15 protein-coding genes are annotated in these 18,055 nt (G+C 68.5%); 4 read left to right on the forward strand and 11 right to left on the reverse strand.

The window, feature by feature from the left end; all coding sequences use genetic code 11:
- Positions 1-39 precede the first annotated feature (39 nt).
- The 7 genes from AB7M35_RS12610 to typA all read right to left on the reverse strand — a co-directional run bounded on the left by AB7M35_RS12610 (position 40) and on the right by typA (position 10,145).
- Positions 40-966 carry a CHAD domain-containing protein gene (locus AB7M35_RS12610; RefSeq protein WP_453960244.1) on the reverse strand — a complete coding sequence of 309 codons (927 nt, stop codon included), beginning with the start codon at positions 964-966 and terminating at the stop codon, positions 40-42.
- Between the two features lie 530 nt (positions 967-1,496).
- Positions 1,497-4,670 (reverse strand): multidrug efflux RND transporter permease subunit, encoded by a 3,174-nt coding sequence (locus tag AB7M35_RS12615; RefSeq protein ID WP_453960246.1) that lies wholly within the window; start codon positions 4,668-4,670, stop codon positions 1,497-1,499.
- 13 nt (positions 4,671-4,683) lie between these two features.
- On the reverse strand, positions 4,684-5,889 hold the full coding sequence (locus AB7M35_RS12620) for an efflux RND transporter periplasmic adaptor subunit (RefSeq protein ID WP_453960248.1): 1,206 nt from the start codon (positions 5,887-5,889) through the stop codon (positions 4,684-4,686).
- Positions 5,890-5,972: 83 nt separating this feature from the next.
- Positions 5,973-6,560 carry a TetR/AcrR family transcriptional regulator gene (locus AB7M35_RS12625; RefSeq protein WP_453960250.1) on the reverse strand — a complete coding sequence of 196 codons (588 nt, stop codon included), beginning with the start codon at positions 6,558-6,560 and terminating at the stop codon, positions 5,973-5,975.
- Positions 6,561-6,712: 152 nt separating this feature from the next.
- Positions 6,713-7,258 carry an inorganic diphosphatase gene (gene ppa, locus AB7M35_RS12630; protein ID WP_453960252.1) on the reverse strand — a complete coding sequence of 182 codons (546 nt, stop codon included), beginning with the start codon at positions 7,256-7,258 and terminating at the stop codon, positions 6,713-6,715.
- 335 nt (positions 7,259-7,593) lie between these two features.
- A complete protein-coding gene (locus AB7M35_RS12635) occupies positions 7,594-8,139 on the reverse strand; it encodes an N-acetyltransferase family protein (RefSeq protein WP_453960254.1) in 546 nt (181 codons plus the stop codon).
- 182 nt (positions 8,140-8,321) lie between these two features.
- On the reverse strand, positions 8,322-10,145 hold the full coding sequence (gene typA, locus AB7M35_RS12640; RefSeq protein ID WP_453960722.1) for a translational GTPase TypA: 1,824 nt from the start codon (positions 10,143-10,145) through the stop codon (positions 8,322-8,324).
- A 444-nt stretch (positions 10,146-10,589) separates the two neighbouring features.
- On the opposite strand from typA, the gene AB7M35_RS12645 reads away from it, so the two are divergent.
- Positions 10,590-11,624 (forward strand): aspartate-semialdehyde dehydrogenase, encoded by a 1,035-nt coding sequence (locus tag AB7M35_RS12645; protein ID WP_453960724.1) that lies wholly within the window; start codon positions 10,590-10,592, stop codon positions 11,622-11,624.
- Between the two features lie 154 nt (positions 11,625-11,778).
- Here the strand turns inward: AB7M35_RS12645 and AB7M35_RS12650 are convergent, their stop codons facing one another.
- Both AB7M35_RS12650 and AB7M35_RS12655 read right to left on the reverse strand, forming a co-directional pair.
- On the reverse strand, positions 11,779-12,882 hold the full coding sequence (locus AB7M35_RS12650) for a quinone-dependent dihydroorotate dehydrogenase (protein WP_453960255.1): 1,104 nt from the start codon (positions 12,880-12,882) through the stop codon (positions 11,779-11,781).
- Positions 12,879-13,430: a DUF952 domain-containing protein gene (locus AB7M35_RS12655; RefSeq protein WP_453960257.1), complete on the reverse strand. Its 552-nt coding sequence runs from the start codon at positions 13,428-13,430 to the stop codon at positions 12,879-12,881. The genes AB7M35_RS12650 and AB7M35_RS12655 overlap by 4 nt, the downstream gene beginning before the upstream one ends.
- Before the next feature lie 122 nt (positions 13,431-13,552).
- On the opposite strand from AB7M35_RS12655, the gene AB7M35_RS12660 reads away from it, so the two are divergent.
- Positions 13,553-14,194 carry a S24 family peptidase gene (locus tag AB7M35_RS12660; RefSeq protein WP_453960259.1) on the forward strand — a complete coding sequence of 214 codons (642 nt, stop codon included), beginning with the start codon at positions 13,553-13,555 and terminating at the stop codon, positions 14,192-14,194.
- Positions 14,194-15,054 (forward strand): thermonuclease family protein, encoded by an 861-nt coding sequence (locus AB7M35_RS12665; protein ID WP_453960261.1) that lies wholly within the window; start codon positions 14,194-14,196, stop codon positions 15,052-15,054. Before AB7M35_RS12660 ends, AB7M35_RS12665 begins: the two co-directional genes overlap by 1 nt.
- 28 nt (positions 15,055-15,082) lie before the next feature.
- Here the strand turns inward: AB7M35_RS12665 and AB7M35_RS12670 are convergent, their stop codons facing one another.
- On the reverse strand, positions 15,083-16,741 hold the full coding sequence (locus AB7M35_RS12670; RefSeq protein ID WP_453960263.1) for a lysine--tRNA ligase: 1,659 nt from the start codon (positions 16,739-16,741) through the stop codon (positions 15,083-15,085).
- Between the two features lie 332 nt (positions 16,742-17,073).
- Here AB7M35_RS12670 and AB7M35_RS12675 point away from each other — a divergent pair, with 332 nt between their 5' ends.
- The gene (locus AB7M35_RS12675) at positions 17,074-17,487 is read left to right on the forward strand and encodes a tellurite resistance TerB family protein (RefSeq protein ID WP_453960264.1); all 414 of its coding nucleotides are present in this window, start codon (positions 17,074-17,076) and stop codon (positions 17,485-17,487) included.
- 152 nt (positions 17,488-17,639) lie between these two features.
- On the opposite strand, the gene apaG is transcribed toward AB7M35_RS12675, so the two are convergent.
- Positions 17,640-18,032 carry a Co2+/Mg2+ efflux protein ApaG gene (apaG, locus tag AB7M35_RS12680; protein ID WP_453960266.1) on the reverse strand — a complete coding sequence of 131 codons (393 nt, stop codon included), beginning with the start codon at positions 18,030-18,032 and terminating at the stop codon, positions 17,640-17,642.
- Positions 18,033-18,055 lie beyond the last annotated feature (23 nt).

Below are 18,055 nucleotides of genomic sequence, written 5' to 3' on the forward strand. Positions count from 1 at the left end.
ATCTGGGAAGGGGCTTCAGGTCGCCAGGCCTCGCCGGCGTCAGGCGGCCAGCGACGCCGGCAGGTCGCCGCCCTTGCGCCAGGCGCGCCAGTAGGCGGCCCATCGTTCGGCCAGCGTATCGGCCGGTTCGCACAGGAGCCGCGCGCCGATGTCGAACGCATCGGCCTCCAGGCCCTTCCGCTGGCGGTCCATCAGCGCCTTGAAGACCTCGATGTCGGCCTGCCGGCCGTAGGCGTCGGGTTCGTCGTCGAGGGCCTGGGCGAACACGTCGAGATCGTGGTGGGCCCCGAGCGTCTTGCCCAGCGCGTCGGCCGCCGCGTGGTGGGCGGCCATCGGCCCCTCCCAGGCGGGGACCAGCAGCCGGGCGTGAAAGCCGTGATACTTGATGTGCTTGCGCCACGCGTGAAACGCCTCGGCGGAGCGTTTCCGGCGCGCCGCCTTCATCGCCTTGCGCGCGCGTCCGTACGTGGCCGCGACGCCGCCCTCGAGCGCATCGGCGCCGTCCTCCTTCAGCGTCCAGCGCAGCGCCCGCACCTTCGCATCGACCATCTCCTCGCGAAACGCCTCCAGCCGTTCGCCGATGTCGGCGCGCGCCTCGGCCTCCTGCTGGCGCAGCGTCAGCCGGCGCCGGATGGAGGCGAACGCCTGCCGATCGATCTGGTCCTCGTACAGCCCGGTGATGCGGTCGTAGGTCTCGATCAGCGCCTCGGTGTCGCGCAGGAAGGAAAGCGTGCGCGCCGCGTCACGGTAGGCGTCGTTCTCCTCGCGGTAGGCGGGAAAGGCCGGCCGGACGAGGCGCACCAGACCGCGAACCTTCTTGCAGCGCTTGCGCACCTGATGGACCGTCAGCCGGGCGTCCATGGAGGGATCGTCGAGTTCGGCGATGGCCTTGTCGATCTGGCCCACCGCGATGCGGCGGACCCCGTCAGCAACGGTCGCGTCGTCGAACTTGAACCGGTAGGACACTGCGGATCTCCCCTTCAGACGTTGTCGCGGCCACCCGGGTGCCGATGGCAGCCACTTGCGTTCCGTGCGGACCCGCCCTGTCCGGGCGGAAGACCGCAGTCACCCTGCCCGTCGCCGGTCGATGTGCCGCTTCCGGTCGTGCCGGGAATGTTTCTACGGGATTGGGTGGGGCGGCAACCCGGCCGGCCACGATCGACGCTTGGAGTCGCCGATCGCAGCCAGCCAGTCGCGTCCGCTCGAATGTGCAACGTGTGCGCACGGGGTTTGGTTCCCGATCCGCGTTCACGCCAACCGCCCGAGTCGCGACGGGCACACCCGGCAAGGAGCGAGGTGGCCGTCAGCGGCGCATTCCGGGACCCTGACACGGACGGGCGCCGACGGATACTCGTCCCGCGCCCGTATCCTCTCGATCGGGTAAACCGACCCGGTCGAATGCCAGCAAGAGTCCACGGCGTGCCGCCGGCGAGGACACTCGACGCGCGCCTATGCCCCCCGATCAGGCCGCAGGGCAGCCCGATCGGAGAACGAACCTAGTGCGCGGCCTCGGGGCCCGGCGCCGCCGGCGGCGGCGACGCCTCGTCGGATTTGCCATCGCCTGCGGGGAGTTCCGCCTTCTTCGCGCGGGCACCGAACACCCGCATGACGAACACGAAGAACACCGGCACGAAGAGCAGCGCCAGCACGGTGGCGGAGATCATGCCGCCGAGAACGCCGGTGCCGATGGCGTTCTGGCTGGCGGCGCTGGCGCCGGTCGCGATGGCGAGCGGCGTCACGCCAAGGGCGAACGCGAGCGACGTCATCAGGATCGGCCGGAAGCGCAGCTCGGCCGCCTCCCACGTCGCCTCGAACAGGTCCTTGCCTTCGGCACGGAGGTCCTTGGCGAACTCGACGATCAGGATGGCGTTCTTCGCCGACAGGCCGATGATCGTGATCAGGCCGACCTTGAAGTACACGTCGTTGGACATGTCGCGCATCAGCACGGCCAGCACCGCGCCGAGCGCGCCCAGCGGCACCACCAGCATGACCGCCAGCGGGATGGCCCAGCTCTCGTAGAGCGCGGCAAGCAGCAGGAAGACGAACAGGATCGACAGCCCGATCAGCAGCGGCGCCTGGGTCCCCGAGGCGATTTCCTGCAGCGACTGGCCGGTCCACTCGTAGCCGAAGCCAGGCGGCAGCTCGCCGACCAGACGCTCCATTTCGGTGATCGCGTCACCGGACGAGTAGCCGGGCGCCGCCTGGCCGGAGATGCGGATCGCCGGATAGCCGTTGTAGCCGACCACCTGCAGCGGGCCACGCGTCCATTCGGCCGTGGCGAACGCCGACAGGGGCACCATGCCGCCGTTGACGTTGCGCACGTGCAGGTCCAGCAGGTCGGTCGTCTGCATCCGGCTTCGGTCGGTGGCTTCGACGGTCACCCGCTGCATGCGCCCTGCGTTCGGGAAGTCGTTGACGTAGGACGAGCCGAGGTTGGCCGAGATGGCCGAGTTGATGTCGGCGAACTGCACCCCGAAGGCGTTGGCCTTCTCGCGGTCGATCAGCAGGCTGACCTGCGGAGCGTCCGGCAGGCCCTCCACGCGCAGCCCGGTCACGATGTTGCTCTGGCTCGCCGCGCCGAGGAGCTGATCGCGGGCGGCAATGAGCGCGTCCTGGCCGAGGCCGCTGCGATCCTGCAGGCGGAACGAGAAGCCGCTGGTCGTGCCGAGACCCTGGATCGGCGGCGGCGACAGCGCGAAGGCGATGGCGTCCTTGATCCCGAAGATCTTCATGTTCATCCGCTGGGCGATGGCCTGCGCCGAGTCCTCGGGCCCGCGCTCGCTCCAGTCCTTGAGCGTCACGAAGGCAAGGCCCGCGTTCTGGCCGGAGCCCGAGAACGAGAAGCCGAGGATCGAGATGACCTTGTCGACGGCCGGCTCGGCTTTCGCGATCGTCTCGACCTGGCGAATGACGTCGAGCGTGCGGTTGAGGCTGGCGTCCGGCGGTGCCTGCATGTCGACGATCAGGAAGCCCTGGTCCTCGTTGGGCAGGAAGGCCGTCGGCAGGCGGAGGAACAGGTAGCCGAGGCCGATCACCACGCCGAGATAGATGATCATGAACAGGCCGGCATAGCGGATCGAGCCGCGCACGGTCTTGCCGTAGCCGCGGGTCGTGCGCGCGAAGTTGCGGTTGAACCAGCCGAAGAAACCGCGGCGCTCGTTGTGGTTCTTGACGGGCTTCAGCAGCGTGGCGCAGAGCGCCGGCGTCAGCGACAGCGCCAGGAATCCCGAGAACAGGATCGACACCACCATCGTCAGCGAGAACTGCTTGTAGATGACGCCGACGGCCCCGGGGAAGAACGCCATCGGGACGAACACCGCCGTCAGCACCAGGGTGATGCCGATGATGGCGCCGGAGATCTGCCCCATCGCCTTGACCGTCGCCTCGCGCGGCCCGAGCCCCTCCGTCGCCATGATGCGTTCGACGTTCTCGATGACGACGATGGCGTCGTCCACGAGGATGCCGATCGCCAGCACCATGGCGAACATGGTGAGCACGTTGATGGAGAAGCCGGTGGCGAGCATCACCGCACAGGTGCCGAGCAGCGCGATCGGCACCACGATCGCCGGGATGATCGTGTAGCGGAAGCTCTGCAGGAACAGGAACATCACCAGGAAGACGAGCCCGACCGCCTCGAGCAGCGTGTGCAGCACCTTCTCGATGGAGATCTCCACGAAGGGAGAGGTGTCGTACGGGATGTCGTAGGAGACGCCCTGCGGGAAATAGCGCGAGAGGTCCTCCATCGTGGCGCGCACCGCCTCGGAGGTCGACAGGGCGTTGGCGGTCGGCGACAGCTGAATGCCGATGGCCGCCGCCGGCTGGCCATTCAGCCGGGACGAGAAGTTGTAGCTCTCGCTGCCGAGTTCGACCCGGGCCACGTCGCGCAGGCGCACCGTGGAGCCGTCGGGGTTCGCGCGCAGCACGATCCCGCCGAAGTCGTCGACGGTCTTCAGCTGGCCTTCGACCAGCACCGTCGCCGAAATCTGCTGGGATTCCGGCACCGGCGCGGCGCCGACGCTGCCGGCCGCGACCTGCGCGTTCTGGGCGCTGATGGCAGCGATGATATCATCGGCGGTAAGGTCGAGGCCGACCATCCGGTCCGGGTCCATCCAGACGCGCATGGCGCGCTGGGTGGAGAAGAGCTGCGCGCTGCCGACACCTTCGACGCGCCTGATTTCGCCGATGACGTTGCGGGTGATGTAGTCGCCCAGCCCCACCGGGCTGACGGAGCCGTCGGTCGAGGTCAGCGCCACGACCATCAGGAAGCCCGAGTTGGCCTGGTCGACCTGGATGCCCTGGCGTTTCACGACGTCCGGAAGGCGGGATTCCACCCGCCGGATCCGGTTCTGGACATCAACGGACGCCTGGTCGATCGAGGTGCCGGATTCGAAGGTGGCCGTGATGGAGACCCGGCCCGACGCCTCGGACGTCGACTCGAAATAGACGAGGCCGTCGACGCCGTTCAGCTCTTCCTCGATCGGCCGCGTGACGCTCTGGTAGAGGTCTTCCGGCGAAGCGCCGGGATAGCTGGTCTGGATCGAGACCTGCGGCGGCGCGACCTTCGGATACTGCGAGATCGGCAGCTGCGGGATGGCGATCACGCCGGCGATCACGATGAAGATCGCGATCACCCATGCAAAGATCGGGCGGTCGATAAAGAATCTTGGCATCGTTGGTGCGCCTTTACCCGGCTTTCTTGGGAGCGCCGGTGGACGGCTCCGTCACGGCCGTGCCTTCGGATTTCCACGGCTGCGGATTGACGGGCGCGCCCGGGCGGATCTTCTGGAAGCCCTCGACGATCACCTTGTCGCCGGCCTTCAGGCCGTCCGTGATGATCCAGCGGTTGGCGACGATCCGGCCGGTTTCCACCGGGCGCAGCTCGGCCTTGGAGTCGGCGCTGATCACGTAGACCTGCGCGTTTCCGCCGGCGTCGTGCTGGACCGCCTGCTGCGGCACCGCGAGGGCATTCTCCTCGATGCCCTGCTCGATCAGCACGCGCACGTAGAGACCCGGCAGCAGGTCGCCGTCGGGATTGGGGAACTCCGCGCGCAGGATGACCTGGCCGGTGGTGCGGTCGACGGTGGTGTCGGAGAACAGCAGCCGCCCCTTCTGGGAGTACTCGGTGCCGTCGTCGAGCAGCAGCCGCACCGGCGCTTCGCCGGGCTCCTTGGCAAGTGCGCCCATGTGCAGCGAATTGCGCAGTGCCATCAGCTCGCGCACCGACTGGGTGAAGTCGGCATACACGGGATCGAGCTGCAGGATCGTCGCCAGCGGCTCCGCGTTGTTGGCGCTGACCAGCGCGCCTTCGGTGATCAGCGCGCGACCGATCCGGCCGGAGATCGGCGCCCGCACGTCGGCGTACTGGAGATCGAGCTGGGCCGCATCGAGCTCGGCCTTGGCGGCCGCCACGTTGGCGTTGGCCTGGGCGAGCGTCGCGGTCGACGTCTCCAGCTGCTGCGTCGCGATGACCTTGCGGTCCAGGAGCTGCTTCTGCCGGTCGGTGTCCTGCTGGGCGCGCAGCTGCTCGGCCTTGGCGCGCTCGAGGCTCGCCTGGGTGCGGGCCACCTCGACCTTGAACTTGGCCGGATCGATCTTGTAGAGCACGTCGCCCGCCTCGACCCGGCTGCCCTGGGTGAACACCCGGTCGGTGACGATACCCGAGACGCGCGGCCGCACCTCGGCGATCCGCGTCGGCGAGATCCGGCCGGGCAGTTCGTTGATGATCGGGATGACCTCGGGCTCGACGGTGATCACCGACACCGCCGACGGCGGCCGTGCCGGCGCCGCGGCAGCCTTGTCTTTTCCCTCGGTGCTGTCGTTGCAGGCAGCCAGCGTCGGCACGAGAAGGGCGAGGGCGAACAGTGCGAAAGAAAAGCGGGTCCGTGACATTCCGGCTCTCCGTATGCCACGCACGGGACGAACGGCGACCCGGGGCGTGCAACTAGAATCTGGGATGGTCGAATTGGGTGCGGTCAGGCGATCTCGGTCGAGACGTCGAGCGGGACGCGCTCCGGCTTCTGCTCGACGAGCCACCGGATGTGCTCGATCAATCGCTGGCGCTCGGCCGGATCGAAGTTGTAGACGCCGAAGTGCTCCATCATCCGCAGCCCCTCCAGCGCCACGAAAGCAAGAAGCGCGCCGTCCGGGTTCTCCGAGGTCTCGAGGACCTCGGAGATGCTGTCGCCGAGCTTGCTGCAGATGGGCGTCCGAATCTCGTTGTTCTGGGCCATGGAAGCCGCGATGCAGAGGGTGATCGCTTGATCATCGTCGGTCGCGGGATCGGATGCTGCTGTCAATCGGGTGCGGATGAATGCGTTCGGGATATCGCCCAGGGCGGTGCGGATTCGATCCTGGCGCGCGTGTTCGGCCGACATGCGGCGCTCGACCATCGCCCGCATCAGGGCCGGCTTGGTCTTGTAATCGTAGAGAACGCTTGCCTTCGAGATGCCGGCTTCGGCAGCCACGGCATCCAAGGTCAGCCTCGCCGTCCCGTCCCGCTGCACCACGCTCTGGGCGGCGTCGAGCACCGCCTCGCGATCGATTGTCCGTTTGCGACCCATAACACACGCCGTCCGGTTTATTTCCAACCGGACGGTTATCTATCTAGTCGGGTCCAATTCGTCAATCCGCTTGCTGCGGCGCAACAATCACAAAACCCGTGATCGACCGGCCCACGCCCGGATTCCGGGGCCGCGGGCCGGTCGGTGTCGGATCACGCGACGGGCTTGGTTTCCGCGGTCGCCTGCCGGATCGAGCGCTCGATGATCGCCTCGGCTTCCTGCGGACCCTGCCAGCCGGTCACCTCGACCCACTTGTTGGGCTCGAGGTCCTTGTAGTGGTCGAAGAAGTGGACGATCTGCTCGAGCGTGATCTTCGGCAGGTCCTCGTAGCTCAGCACCGATTCGTAGCGGCGGGTGAGCTTGGTGGTCGGCACCGCGAGGATCTTCTCGTCCGCGCCGGCCTCGTCCTGCATCATGAGAACGCCGATCGGGCGGCAGTTCATCACGGCGCCCGGGACGATCGGCCGCTGGTTGACCACGATCACGTCGAGCGGATCGCCGTCGTCGGCCAGCGTGTGCGGCACGAAACCGTAGTTCCCCGGGTAGCGCATCGGCGTGTACAGGAAGCGGTCGACCCAGAGCGTTCCGGACTCCTTGTGGAGCTCGTACTTGATCGGCTCGCCACCCACCGGCACTTCGATGATGACGTTGATATCCTTGGGCGGGTTGGTCCCGATCGGGATCGCCTCGATGCGCATGCTGATGTCACCTTGTTTTTCTCTGCCGGGAGGGCCTCGCAGCCATGACGCGCTGCAAAATCGACCGGCGTGCTGCGTTCAACCATGCCTCCCCGCCGTGGACAAGGGCGCGGGCGCGCTTTTTGGCTCCAATATGAACGAAGTGATACCCCGGAACGGCTGGAACGGGGCCCGGGCGCACGGTCGGTCAGCCGGCTAACCGACGGGCGATCTCCGGCCCCGCGCCTTGTTGCGCCGCGCGCAGGGCGATCCGGAAGGCGCAGTGCCGTGCGCACGCACCGGACGTGCGCGATTTTGCGCGATCATGCGCGAATTTGCGCGCGCGCAGACCGGCGTCAGTGGGTGTCTTCGGGGCCGTGCTGGCGGGCGTGACGGGGCGCGAAGCCGAACGCGATCTTGGGCAGGTTCGCCGAGCCGATGGTCTCCTCGGCGTTGGCAACCGCGTTGCCCCCGAGGCGCTCGTAGAAGCGGCAGGCCGCCTCGTTCTCCGCCAGCGCCCAGACGACGAACGACCGGCGCCCGTCGTTGGACAGCGCCGTCCGCGCCGCGTCGAACAGCCGCGTGCCGAAGCCGAGGCCGGAATACTCGGGCTGGATGTAGAGCTCGTAGACCTCGCCCCGGAAGGGCAGGCTGCGGGCGCGGCTGGCGCCGAAGGTGATGTAGCCACGAACGGTGTCGCCGACTTCCAGCACCATGATGGAGACCCGCCGCTGGATGGCGCGCTCCCACCATGCCGGTCCCCGGCGCGCGATCATGCGCTCCAGGTCGGTCCCCGGCAGAACGCCGCGGTAGGCGTAGCGCCAGGCCGCATCGTGGACCTCTGCGATCGCCGCAGCGTCCGTGAGCCTTGCCCGCCTTATGCCGATCGAACCCGTCTTCATGAGAAGAAAGGTAGCTCGACCTTCGCGGCGGGAAAAGAGGAAAGCCCGCGCCGGGGCGATCGCCCACAAGCGCGGCCGCAACCGGGCGGGGAACGGCGGGGTCGGAGCCGGCCGAAATGGCCGGTCCGCCTGGAAATCCGGCCGGAAATGCCGGCCGTTCAATTGCGCGGGAGCCGCGGCCCTCAGGCCACGCCGGCCTGCTTGCTGCGCTCGGCCTTCTTGCGGTCGTTCGGGTCGAGGATCGCCTTGCGCAGACGAATCGACTGCGGGGTGATCTCCACCCGCTCGTCCTCGGCGATGAAGGCCAGCGCCTTTTCCAGCGTCATGCGGATCGGCGGGGTGAGCTTGATCGCCTCGTCCTTGCCCGACGAGCGCACGTTGGAGAGCTGCTTGCCCTTCATGACGTTCACCTCGAGGTCGTTGCCCCGGGTGTGCTCGCCGACGATCATGCCCTCGTACACCTTGGAGCCCGGATCGATCATCATCGGGCCGCGGTCTTCCAGGTTCCACAGCGCGTAGGCGACGGCCTCGCCCTCGGAATTGGAGATCAGCACGCCGGTGTGACGGGTGGGCACCTCGCCCTTGTAGGGCTCGTAGGCGCGGAAGACGCGGTTCATCACGGCGGTGCCGCGAGTGTCGGAGAGAAGCTCCGCCTGGTAGCCGATCAGGCCGCGCGTCGGCGCGAAGAACAGGAGACGCACCCGGTTGCCGCCCGACGGACGCATTTCCTGCATTTCCGCCTTGCGCTCGGAGAGCTTGGAGACGACCGCGCCGGAAAACTCGTCGTCGACGTCGATGGTGACTTCCTCGACCGGCTCCAGGAGGTTGCCGCTCTCGTCGCGCTGGTAGACGACCTTCGGGCGGCTGACGGTCAGCTCGAACCCTTCGCGGCGCATCTGCTCGATCAGGATGGCGAGCTGGAGTTCGCCGCGGCCCGACACGATCATGGAGTCGGCGTCCTCGCCCTGCTCCACCTTCAGCGCCACGTTGCCGGCGGCTTCCTTCATGAGGCGGTCGCGGATGACGCGGCTCTGCACCTTGTCGCCCTCGCGGCCAGCCAGCGGGCCGTCGTTGATGCGGAAGGTGACCGACACCGTCGGCGGATCGATCGGCTGCGCCTCGATGGGCTCGGAGACGGAGGAGTCGGCGAGCGTGTCGGCCACGGTGGCCGTCTGCATGCCCGCGAGCGCGACGATGTCGCCGGCGCTGGCGCTTTCGACCGGCAGGCGCTCGAGGCCGCGGAACGACAGCACCTGGCTGACGCGGCCGGTCTCGACGACCTTGCCTTCGCGGTTCATGGCCTTGATGGCCTGGTTCGGGCGGATCTCGCCGGAGCTGATGCGGCCGGTCAGGATGCGGCCGAGGAACGGATGCGCCTCGATGGTGGTGGCGAGCATCCGGAACGGGCCGTCGTCCACCGGCGGCGGCGGCACGTGGGAGACCACGAGATCCAGCAGCGGGCCGATGGATTCCTGCGGGCCGGTCGGCTCTTCCGCCATCCAGGCTTCCTTGGCCGAGCCGTAGAGAACCTTGAAGTCGAGCTGGTTTTCGTCGGCGTCCAGCGAGGCGAAGAGGTCGAAGATCTCGTTCAGCACTTCCTCGTGGCGCTCGTCGTGGCGGTCGATCTTGTTGATCACCACGATCGGCCGCAGGCCGACCTTGAGCGCCTTGCCGAGCACGAACTTGGTCTGCGGCATCGGCCCCTCGGCGGCGTCGACGAGCAGGATCGCGCCGTCCACCATCTGCAGGATGCGCTCGACCTCGCCGCCGAAGTCGGCATGGCCGGGGGTGTCGACGATGTTGATCCGCGTGTCCTTCCAGATGACCGCGGTCACCTTGGCGAGGATGGTGATCCCGCGCTCACGCTCGATGTCGTTGGAGTCCATCGCCCGCTCGGCGACCCGCTGGTTGTCGCGGAAGGTGCCGGACTGCTGCAGGAGCCGGTCGACGAGCGTGGTCTTGCCGTGGTCGACGTGGGCGATGATGGCGATGTTGCGCAGGGTCATGAAGATGTCCGTCTGGATCATCCGGAGCCTGGCGGGCACCGCCCGGGACCGCTCGGAATGATCGATGTTCGTGTGTCGCTAGCCGGTTCGCCCCATGGCTCCGAACGCGAAACCGCCGCCTTGACGAAAACGGGGTCGTGTCGATCCAGCGGCTAGAGGAGCGGGTTTTGCCGGCACCGCGCATGTCGGCGCACGTGTGCTGCAGCGCAAGAGCCATAGCGGATCGGACGCGGCCCGAAAAGGCAATTCGGGGCGTTTCTTGGCCGAGCACCCTCCAAACGGGTGTTTTTCTCGCGATTTGCTGCCGAAAGCGCACCTGCGGCGCACCCGGCGGCAATGGACACTGGCGGTGAGACGCGGTAAACGCGCGTCTGCCGTTCCGGCCCGCCCTTGGTGGAGGCGACTGCCGCGCGAACGGGCACACGATCGAAGATGAGCAGTACAATGGGCTACGCAATCGCAGTCGTCGGCGCGACAGGCAATGTCGGCCGGGAAATTCTCGATATCCTCTCCGAGCGCGGCTTTCCGGCCGACAGCGTTCTCGCTGTCGCCTCGCGTCGCAGCAAGGGCACCGAGGTCTCCTATGGCGACCGAACCCTCAAGGTCGAAGCCCTGGAGTTCGTCGACTTCTCGACCATCGATCTGTGCCTGATGTCGGCAGGCGGCGAGATCTCGAAGGAATGGGCGCCGAAGATCGCCAAGGCCGGCGCCGTGGTCATCGACAACTCGTCGTGCTGGCGCAACGACCCGGACGTTCCGCTGATCGTTCCGGAAGTGAACGCCGACGCGATCGAGGGCTTTGCCAAGAAGAACATCATCGCCAACCCGAACTGCTCGACTGCGCAGCTGGTGGTCGCGCTGAAGCCGCTGCACGACGCGGCGACCATCAAGCGCGTCGTCGTCGCCACCTACCAGTCAGTCTCCGGCGCCGGCAAGGAAGGCATGGACGAGCTGTTCACCCAGACGCGCGCGGTGTTCGTCTCCGATCCGCTGGAGACGCAGAAGTTCCCCAAGCGCATCGCCTTCAACCTCATTCCGCAGATCGACGTCTTCATGGAAGACGGCTCGACCAAGGAAGAGTGGAAGATGGTGGTGGAGACCAAGAAGATCCTCGACCCGAAGATCAAGCTGACGGCGACGTGCGTCCGCGTGCCGGTATTCATCTCCCATTCCGAGGCGGTGAACATCGAGTTCGAGAACCCGATCTCGGCCGACGAGGCGCGCGACATCCTGCGCGAGGCGCCCGGCTGCCTGGTCGTCGACAAGCACGAGCCCGGCGGCTACGTGACGCCCTACGAGGCGGCCGGCGAGGACGCGACCTACATCAGCCGCATCCGCGAGGACATGACCGTCGACAACGGCCTGTCGATGTGGGTGGTCTCCGACAACCTGCGCAAGGGCGCGGCGCTCAACACGGTGCAGATCGCCGAACTGCTGGTGAACCGCAAGCTCATCACGCCCCGGCAGAAGGCCGCCTAGGCGCCGCCTGCCCGGCGCTCCGGATCCGGAGCGCGCAGATCCAGCTCACGCAATGACGGGAGGCGGCCGGCAACGGCCGCCTCTCTTGCGTTGCGGCGGATGGTCGCCGCGGCCGCTGCCCCGGATTGGCGCTAACGCGTGGCGCCGTTCGGGCCTATCGGCCGGCTCCGATGGTCGCTTCCCCCTTCGCCCAGGCGGCGCGGTCGCAGCCGACGGCCTCGCTGAGCGAGGTCATGCCGCGGCGGCGGACCTCCTCGCCGAGGTGGCGCAGGATCTTTCCGACCAGCCCGCCGCCCTCGTAGACGAGGCCGGTGTAGAGCTGCACGAGGCTGGCGCCGGCGGCGATCTTGGCGAATGCCGTCTCGCCCGACCAGACGCCGCCGACGCCGATGATGGGCATCCGCCCGTCGATCCGCTCGGCGACCTTGGCGAGCACCACCGTCGAGGGTTCGAACAGCGGCCGGCCGGACAGCCCGCCGGTCTCCGCCGCCGTGCGCGCATCCTTCAGCGGCGGCCGGGCGATGGTGGTGTTGGAGACGATGAGGCCGTCGACCGCATGGGTCAGCGCGGCGGCGGCGATGGCGTCGATGCCGGCGTCGTCGAGGTCCGGCGCGACCTTCACCAGGAGCGGCACCCGGCGGCCGATCTCGGCCATCTCGGCACGGGCGGCCAGCACCCGCGTCAGGAGCTCGTCGAGGGCCTCCGCGCCCTGCAGGTCGCGCAGACCCGGCGTGTTGGGCGAGGAGATGTTGATGGTGAAGTAGTCGGCCACGTCGGCGAAGGTGCGGATGCCGCGAACATAGTCGTCGATCCGGTCGTGGGTGACCTTGTTGGCCCCGAGATTGACCCCGACGATGCCCTCGAAGCGGCGCGCGGCGAGGCGCGCATGGGCCGCCGCATGGCCGCCGTTGTTGAAGCCGAGCCGGTTGATGAGCGCCCGGTCCTCGCGCAGCCGGAAGACCCGTGGCTTGGGATTGCCGGGCTGGGCGAGCGGCGTCACCGTGCCGATCTCGACGAAGCCGAAGCCGAGCTTGAGGAGCGGCCCGGGCACCTCGGCGTCCTTGTCGAAGCCCGCCGCCATGCCGAGCGGGTTGGGGAAGGAAAGGCCGAAGGCGTCGACGGCGAGCGCCGCGTCCCTCGGCACGGTCTCGGCCGGGGCCAGACCGGAGGCGAGCGCCGCGATGGTCAGCCGGTGCGCGCGCTCGGCATCGAGGCGGCGCAGCAGCGCGGGGGCGGCGGTCGACAGTCCTGGAATCACGCGTCAAGCTCCGGAAAGATGTGGCCCGCCGGCGACAGCGGCAGGGGCTTCACCCATACCGCGGCGCCGGTCGGCAGGTCGGCATAAAGGTGCGGGAACAGCTCGTTGCCCCGGGATTTTTCCCACTTGAGCGCGTCGCCGAGGCTGTCCGAGCGGATCGCCACCAGAAGCAGCCCCCGCATGCCGCGGAAATGCTTGCGGGCGGTCTCCATCACCTGGCCGCGCGCGGACAGATGGATGAAGCCGTCGGCGAGGTCGACGGGGGCGCCGCGATAGACGCCCTCGGCGGTGGCCGCCTCCCAGGATTCCCTGTCAACGATCTTGTAAACGGTCTGCGGTCGCATCGTCCCGTCCTCCCGATTTTTCCCCGAGCGTAGAGCGTTTTCCGGCCCGGTGGAAACACCCGGACGACCGGAAACGGCTGTCGGCCCCTGCCCGCCCGCCGCGGGCGCCTCCGCCGGCACCGCCGCGATCCGGACACCGGATGCTCTAGCGGCTCCGGCACCCCCCGGACAAGTCAACGCGCGCCCGCCGACGACGTTCTCCATGACTGATTTCTGGACAGGACGCGCCCCGGGGATTAGGGTGCGGCCTAGGTATGTATTCCTTTTTCTTTTCCCGGGGAGAACCCGGGCCGGCTTCCGTCCCGACGACGGAGAGGTGACGCAGCATGCTCACGCACGAGCAGGTCTGGGCGGCCATCGACCGCCTTGCCGAACGGCAGGGGCTCAGCCCCTCCGGTCTCGCGCGCCGCGCCGGCCTCGATCCGACGACCTTCAACAAGTCGAAGCGGCTGGCGGGGGACGGCCGCCCGCGCTGGCCGTCAACGGAATCCATCGCCAAGGTGCTGGAGGCGACCGGCGCCGACCTGACCGAGTTCTTCGGACGGGCGGCCGCGGCGATCGGCGGCGACGCGCTGCCGGTGCCCCGCGCGGTGCCGCTGCTCGGCTTCGCCCAGGCCGGCGCCGGCGGCTTCTTCGACGACGGCGGCTTCCCGGTCGGTACGGGCTGGGACGAGATCTCGTTTCCCGAGCGGCGGGACGAGCCCGTTTACGCTTTGGAGATTTCGGGCGATTCCATGCTTCCGCTTTACCGCCACGGTGACGTATTGATCGTCTCGCGCGCCTCTTCGGTGCGGCGCGGCGACCGCGTGGTGGTGAAGACGACGGACGGCGAAGTGATGGCGAAGATCCTGCACCGGCGCACGGCCAGGCAGATCGAGCTGACCTCGCTCAATCCCGAGCATCCCGACCGCACGGTGCCGCTGGCCGACATCGAGTGGATGGCGCGGATCCTTTGGGCGAGTCAGTGATGGCGTACACTCCCGGCTATACCGCACGCGGGCGGCGGCGGTCCGACACCGTGACGCGGGCGATCTATGCGCTGGTGGTGGTGACGGCGGCCGCGGTCAGCGTGCTGCCGCTGCTGCTGCTCGACGAGTCGGTGCTGGGCCCGATCGTGCAGAAGATGAAGTCGCTGCCGCTGGGGGCGCCGGAAGACGAGCCGCAGACGCCGTCGGACTGGGGCGGCGTCGAGCCGAAGCGCCAGGGGACCCTCGGCTTCCAGGCGCCGACCGAGGCGGACGGCGCGGCCGGCGGCGACCTCGGCATCGAGCCCGACCGGCTGGTCCGCGACGTCTCCTCCGACCGCATCACCCGCAGCCCCGAGCTGGCGGCGCCGCTGCAGCGGCTGCCGAGCTCGGTGGAACCGCCGCCGCCGCAGCCGCCGAAGCCGGTGCGCTACCACCTGGTGGTGGTGGAGGACGCCACCACCGTGAACGCGGCCGGGACGGTGCTGAAGGTCGGCGAGGTCACCGGCCCGTCGTCGTTCAAGGCGTGCGAGGACGGCTCGCCGGTGCAGTGGAGCTGCGAGCTGCGCGCCCGCACGGCGCTGCGGCAGCTGGTGCGGTCGCGGGCGATCGAGTGCCAGGCGCTGGACGAGGACGCGGCCCGCCGGCTGGAGGCCGCCGCCGACGGCAACGGCGAGCCGCCGGAGGGCGGACCGTTCCCGGCCAGCTGTTCGGTCGGCGGCACCGATATCGCCAGCTGGCTGGTGTCGCAGGGGTGGGCGCAGCCCGCCGAGGGCGCGCCGGACCGGCTGAAGGTGCTGTCGTGGATCGCCCAGGAACAGAAGCGCGGCCTGTGGCGGCCGGTGCCCCCGACCACCCAGTAGGCGCGGCTGGCGGACGGCCGCGCGGGGATCAGCCCGCGTCGGCGATCAGCTCTCCGGCGAGCGCCTTGCCGATCAGCGCGCGGGTCTCGTCGATCCCGTAGAGCGCCACGAAGGAGCCGAAGCGGGGGCCCTGGTCCTGACCCAGCAGCACCTGATAGAGCGCCTGGAACCAGGTGCCGGACACGCCGGGGCCGCCGTCGGGGCTCTTCCGCTTGGCGTCCTGGTAGCGCTCGATCGGCCGCGCCACGTCGAGGATCGCGTCCTGGATGGCGGCGGGGTCGCTGTCGGCCGGCAGCGTGGCGAGCTTCGCCTCCAGCGCCGCGAGCGCCGCCCGCTCGGTCTCGTCGGGGGCGCGGTAGACCTTCTTCGGCCTGACGAAATCCTCGAAGTAGCGGATCGCATAGCCGACCAGCGCATCGAGTTCCGGCGCGGTCTGCGGCGAGACGCCCGGCACGTGGCGGGAGATGTAGCCCCACAGCACGTCCGCCGTTTCCGCGTTCGACGCCGAGACGAGGTTCAGGAGCAGCGCGAACGACACCGGCAGGGTGATGTCCGGCGGGTTGCCGTTGTGGATGTGCCAGACGGGGTTGTTGACCTGGCCGGCCGCGTCCTGGCGGCGGAATGCCGACAGGTGGGCGTAGTACTCGTCGACCGCGCGCGGGATGACGTCGAAATAGAGTCGCTTCGCCGTCTTCGGCTTCTGGAACATGAACAGCGCCAGGCTGTCGGGCGAGGCGTAGGTGAGCCACTCGTCGATGGTGAGCCCGTTGCCCTTGGACTTAGAGATCTTCTCGCCGTTGTCGTCGAGGAAGAGCTCGTAGACGAAGTGCTCCGGCGGCTTGCCGCCCAGCACCTTGCAGATGCGGTCGTAGACCGGCTGGTTGGAGAGGTGGTCCTTGCCGAACATCTCGAAGTCGACGTCGAGGGCCGCCCAGCGGGCGCCGAAATCGGGCTTCCACTGGAGCTTCACGTTGCCGCCGGTGACCGGCAGGGTGACCTCGGTGCCGTCCTCGTCGGCGAAGGTCACGGTGCCGGCGGCGGCGTCCACCGCCTTCATCGGCACGTACAGGACGCGGCCGGTGGTGGGCGAGATCGGCAGGAACGGGCTGTAGGTCGCCTGGCGCTCCTCGCGCAGGGTCGGCAGCATGACGTCCATGATCGCCTGGTAGCGCTCGGCGACCCTGAGCAGGATCTCGTCGAAGCGGCCGGAGGTGTAGTAGTCGGTGGCGCTGGCGAACTCGTAGTCGAAGCCGAAGGCATCGAGGAAGGCGCGCAGGCGCGCGTTGTTGTGGGCGCCGAAGGACTCGTGGGTGCCGAACGGGTCGGGCACCCGGGTCAGCGGCCGGCCGAGATTCTCCTGCAGCAGCGCCTGGTTCGGCACGTTCTCCGGCACCTTGCGCATGCCGTCCATGTCGTCGGAGAAGCACAGGAGCCGCGTCGGGATCCGGTCCTCGGTGATGACGCGGAAGGCGTGGCGCACCATCGTGGTCCGCAGCACCTCGCCGAAGGTGCCGATGTGCGGCAGGCCCGACGGGCCGTAGCCCGTTTCGAACAGGACCTCCCGCTTGCCGGACCGCTCCACCCGCTCGACGATGCGGCGCGCCTCCTCGAAGGTCCACGCTTTGCCGACCTTCGCCGCGGCCACGATCTCTTCGGTCAGATCGGCGGAGGCGGGACGGACGGTCATGATGGCGCTTTCTCAGTCGGGTGTGTCGGAATGGCTCGGATCACCGGCATCGGCCCTGAAGGCGCAGGCTGCCCGGTTCCGGCGGTTGGTCTAGAGCATATCCCGGCCGGACAAAAGCAGTCTCGACGGCGGAAACGGGCCGGAACGCGCAAAACCCCGCCGGCAACCGGCACGGGTGCGCCGATCGACCGGCCCTGGGGGAGCGGGAAACGCCGAACCCGGCGCTCCGGCGCCATTTCTGTGCGACCAGGTGATTCCACTTGCCGGGAAAAGGCTCTAGGGTCCGGTCCCACGAGCCTCCGCGCACCGCAACTCTTTCGCGAGCACACCTGATGAACCAGACGATTTCGCATCACGACGCCCTCATCTACGTGATGGTCACCATGTCGGCGGCCGACAGCACGATGACGGACGCCGAGCTTCACCAGATCGGCGAGGTCGTCCGCACGACACCGGTGTTCCGGGACTACCGCGAAGAGAAACTCGTCTCCTCCGCCGAAACCTGCGCCGACATCCTGCAGGCCGAGGACGGCCTCGAGACGGTGCTGGAACTGGTGCGCACCTGCCTGCCGGAGCGGCTCTACGAGACCGCCTACGCGCTCGGCGTCGAAGTGGCCGCCGCCGACCTGCACGTGGAACCGGAGGAGCTCCGGCTGCTGGCGATGCTGCGCGACCGGCTCAACCTCGACAAGCTGACCACCGCCGCCATCGAGCGCGGCGCCCGGGCCCGCTACCGGACGCTCTAAGGATTATTTCCCTCACGCCGAGTGCGCGTTGCGCACCGGCTCCGGGAGGGCGCCCTGACCGGGCGGCGGACGGTCGTCCGCTGGTTGGTGCGAGACGTTTTCCCCTCACGCCAGGTGCGCGTTGCGCACCGGCTGCGTGAGGGGACCAAACACTAATTCAGCGTCGGCTGGGCGTCGGGCATGTCGAGCGAGAAGGCCGGGATGTGGACCTCGAAGCGCTCGCCGCCGGACGTTTCCATCTCGTAGGCGCCGACCATGATGCCGGACGGCGTCGGCAGCGGGCAGCCCGACGTGTAGGTGAAGGCATCGCCCGGCGCGAGCACCGGCTGCTCGCCAACCACGCCCGGGCCCCGCACCTCCTGCACCTGGCCGCGCGCATCGGTGATCTGCCAGTAGCGGTTCATGAGCTGGACGGTCTCGGACCCGACATTGGTGATCTCGACCGTGTAGGCCCAGAGAAAGCGCTTCTCCTCCGGCTCCGACTCCTCCTCCAGATAATGGGGATTCACGGTGACCCGCAGATTGCGTGTGATGGCTTCGTACATGGTCCGACCCAACTGATTTTCGC

The sequence above is a fragment of the Amorphus suaedae genome (assembly GCF_053629675.1).

Coding starts and splice junctions, on each gene's coding strand:
- AB7M35_RS12670 (WP_453960263.1), bottom strand. CDS start 16,741: ATGACCGTCCGTCCCGCCTCCGCCGATCTGACCGAAGAGATCGTGGCC.
- AB7M35_RS12675 (WP_453960264.1), top strand. CDS start 17,074: ATGAACCAGACGATTTCGCATCACGACGCCCTCATCTACGTGATGGTC.
- AB7M35_RS12660 (WP_453960259.1), top strand. CDS start 13,553: ATGCTCACGCACGAGCAGGTCTGGGCGGCCATCGACCGCCTTGCCGAA.
- apaG (WP_453960266.1), bottom strand. CDS start 18,032: ATGTACGAAGCCATCACACGCAATCTGCGGGTCACCGTGAATCCCCAT.
- AB7M35_RS12635 (WP_453960254.1), bottom strand. CDS start 8,139: ATGAAGACGGGTTCGATCGGCATAAGGCGGGCAAGGCTCACGGACGCT.
- AB7M35_RS12655 (WP_453960257.1), bottom strand. CDS start 13,430: ATGGAGAACGTCGTCGGCGGGCGCGCGTTGACTTGTCCGGGGGGTGCC.
- typA (WP_453960722.1), bottom strand. CDS start 10,145: ATGACCCTGCGCAACATCGCCATCATCGCCCACGTCGACCACGGCAAG.
- AB7M35_RS12665 (WP_453960261.1), top strand. CDS start 14,194: ATGGCGTACACTCCCGGCTATACCGCACGCGGGCGGCGGCGGTCCGAC.
- AB7M35_RS12625 (WP_453960250.1), bottom strand. CDS start 6,560: ATGGGTCGCAAACGGACAATCGATCGCGAGGCGGTGCTCGACGCCGCC.
- AB7M35_RS12620 (WP_453960248.1), bottom strand. CDS start 5,889: ATGTCACGGACCCGCTTTTCTTTCGCACTGTTCGCCCTCGCCCTTCTC.
- AB7M35_RS12615 (WP_453960246.1), bottom strand. CDS start 4,670: ATGCCAAGATTCTTTATCGACCGCCCGATCTTTGCATGGGTGATCGCG.
- AB7M35_RS12645 (WP_453960724.1), top strand. CDS start 10,590: ATGGGCTACGCAATCGCAGTCGTCGGCGCGACAGGCAATGTCGGCCGG.
- ppa (WP_453960252.1), bottom strand. CDS start 7,258: ATGCGCATCGAGGCGATCCCGATCGGGACCAACCCGCCCAAGGATATC.